The sequence below is a fragment of the Rhodanobacter sp. Soil772 genome, assembly GCF_001428385.1.
Taxonomy (GTDB): Bacteria; Pseudomonadota; Gammaproteobacteria; order Xanthomonadales; family Rhodanobacteraceae; genus Rhodanobacter.
Window position 1 is genome coordinate 1,127,048 of record NZ_LMSK01000002.1, and the last position, 2,666, is coordinate 1,129,713.

The 2,666-nt window shown below is 51.6% G+C and carries 3 protein-coding genes; all 3 read right to left on the bottom strand.

Features of this window, described 5'->3' with window-relative positions:
* Nucleotides 1–133 precede the first annotated feature (133 nt).
* The 3 genes from ASG75_RS11470 to ASG75_RS16345 all read right to left on the bottom strand — a co-directional run bounded on the left by ASG75_RS11470 (nt 134) and on the right by ASG75_RS16345 (nt 2,532).
* Nucleotides 134–346, bottom strand: a complete 213-nt coding sequence (locus tag ASG75_RS11470; protein WP_056388999.1) for a hypothetical protein — start codon at nt 344–346, stop codon at nt 134–136.
* Nucleotides 347–762: 416 nt separating this feature from the next.
* A complete protein-coding gene (locus tag ASG75_RS16010; protein WP_082547575.1) occupies nt 763–1,818 on the bottom strand; it encodes an LPO_1073/Vpar_1526 family protein in 1,056 nt (351 codons plus the stop codon).
* A 306-nt stretch (nt 1,819–2,124) separates the two neighbouring features.
* Entirely contained in the window at nt 2,125–2,532 is a 408-nt protein-coding gene (locus tag ASG75_RS16345) for a hypothetical protein (protein WP_157616950.1), read from the bottom strand.
* Between the last annotated feature and the right edge of the window lie 134 nt (nt 2,533–2,666).

The following is a 2,666-nucleotide window of genomic DNA, read 5'->3' on the forward strand; positions in this document are numbered from 1 at the left end:
GCGCCGTCAAAGCCATGACCGTTCCAGACAAGCGAATCGACGCTCGTTGTATCGCGCCCGAGCCGTTGAACTCCCATATGCCCTCTAACGCTGGAGTTAAGCGGCGGCGAAGCCGTCCGCCTTGAACGAGATGTTAGACCGCGCCGTCTGAGGAGCCATCCGCGCTGCGGTTCTTGATGAGCTTGATGTAGCGAAAGAATACGTAGACACCGATGGCGCAGATAAGAACCTTGACGAACAACGGTGCGGCAATGCCGCCTGCCCGGAACTCCAGGAACGCCTCGAGCGCATAGAAGAGGGCCACAACGGCGCCAGCGATGGTGAATAACAGAGCTTTGATGTTCATGTTTCCCCTTGTGCGGTCTAACGCTGGAGTTAAGCGGCGGCGTAGCCGTCCGCCTTGAACGAGATGTTAGGCCGCAACGCCAGATTCGGTGAGACCGAACACATGTTTATTGCCGACCAAATTTGCTCCAGATACCGCCGATTGCCAAGGAGACAACGACAACAACCCAGAACATGAACGTACTGAATGATGTGGAACAACCAAAGGCTCGGAGGCCACCGCCGCTGCCATCTTGGCAACCGACCTGAGATCCTTGCAGCAGGGGCATGCCATAGATATATGTGACGATGCTGGCGCCGAGCAGTACAGCAAGCACCAGAATCGTAAAGATGATGGGATTCTTTAAGGGCACATCTGCGGCCTAACGCTGGAATTAAGCGGCGGCGGAGCCGTCCGCTTGAATGACTAGTTATGCCTCAGTTGATCCAAATCGCAAGATCTGCAAACTCACCGACTAGGCGTTTGACGTTCGCGTGAGCTATGGCTATACCCACGCTTGTCAGCGTAAAATGTTTCATGTTTGAATCAGACCATACGTCAAAGGCCTGCGACATGTATGGTCGAAGCTCTATGCATTTTTCTTTTATTTCATCGTCTCCCATTTTACCGACGTCAAACAGCGCTTTGATCTTTCCGCTGTCTTCCGCGTCAATGCCTTGGTCCGCTAGTAGTCGATCTAGTGATTCGTGACTGTTTGCGCGTACTTGAACCTTCGCCTTATCATTTAGACATGGAATGAAGAATCTTGAATCTAGTCCAACAGATAGCTTCTTTTCTTCCACTTCCTTTGGATCGAACCCTTTGAGAAACTGACCGTGATAGGTCTTTCCTAGGATCGTTTCAAGTTTGACTTCCATAGCGCCGATTGCGCCACAGCCCGTAAACTCCAAGTGTTGATAACAGGCCGCGTTCTTGACAATCTTCTGGGCAAATGGAATTACGAATTTGTCAAAGTATTCGCCCAGCAGTTGATGGTTTCCAATGCCGTTATGCTGGGTATACCTGAACAAAAATGTTATGGCAAGAACTGCCAATTGATTGTCTGTGAGTTTTGGTGCTGTATTTAAAGACTCGTCTAGTACGATCTGTAGTATGTCGCGACACTCGTGTTTGCTCCGATCAACTAAAAGATCAACCAAGAGATCTCCCAAATCTTTGTCTCCGATTCTTGCATGTTCCTTCTGAACGGTTAGAAGCGCGTATTGAAAACTTGGATCGTTCGCCTGTTGAAAGCCCTCTGGATTTTCGACCTGAAGCTTAGACAGGAATGCTTCCGTAATCTCCTCCGCTCGATCCGATGCGGTCTGTTTGGCAATTCCAGAAAGCTGATAGAAATTTGCTCTAAATACATCTAGGGCGATCTCTTTGATCTCCGTATAAGTGAGTCCAGTCGAGGTGATGACGATGTCGCCGCCAGCTTGGAGCGCGGTGCCCCCTTGAGTGGCATTCTGCTCTAGATCTCTACTTCTCACGGTTGTTAGCCCTGATTGTTCCGATATGAATATCACCTCCGGCTTGTATACCGGTCGATGATCTTGAAACAGTCTGCTTCAGTGCAGCCGTCCTCTTTTTATGCCGTTCGACGACGAAGAGGGAAAGTAACGTGGCAACTGCACCAATTACGGCTAGGAATGGCTCGAACCCAGGCGCATACACAGACCATGCGATTGTGCCAAGAAGTGCCAATGTGGCCAGTGCTCTCAAATACACCACGATGTAGCTCCTGAGGCATAACGCTGGAATTAAGCGGCGGCGGAGCCGTCCGCTTGGATGACTGGTTAGCCATTTACCGCGGCGTCTAGAACAGGAATTGCTTGCTCTACGCCTACGGCAGACAGCACCTGATTGACGATGGTCCAAGGATCGACCTTGCGACCCACGACATGCAAGCAGAATGCATTGTAGACAGCGTAATAAGCAAATTCAGCTGACTCAGGAAGCACGAGGTCGGAGTCTTGAAGGCTGACAATTGGCTCGCGGTAGCGGGCTGCGATATTTGCCTGATCGTGCCGCTCACGGATAGCCGCCAGCGCTTCGGACGGAAGCCGAACATCTAGCGCTTGAATTGTGCCTGCGACGGATTCGACATACGTAGGGTTAGCACCTGAGGAGAAGTATTGCTCCCAAACCACCATAGCGTGGTCAAGCAGGCGCAGATGCACGGTGCGCTGTTGCTCAGAAGACATGGCAAGGAATGTGGCGGCCGTTGGGTGCATAAAGGCTAACGCTGGAGTTAAGCGGCGGCGAAGCCGTCCGCCTTGAACGAGATGTTAGGCCACACCACGCGCTCTTGGCACGCGGACTGAGAGTAAGTAGAGCA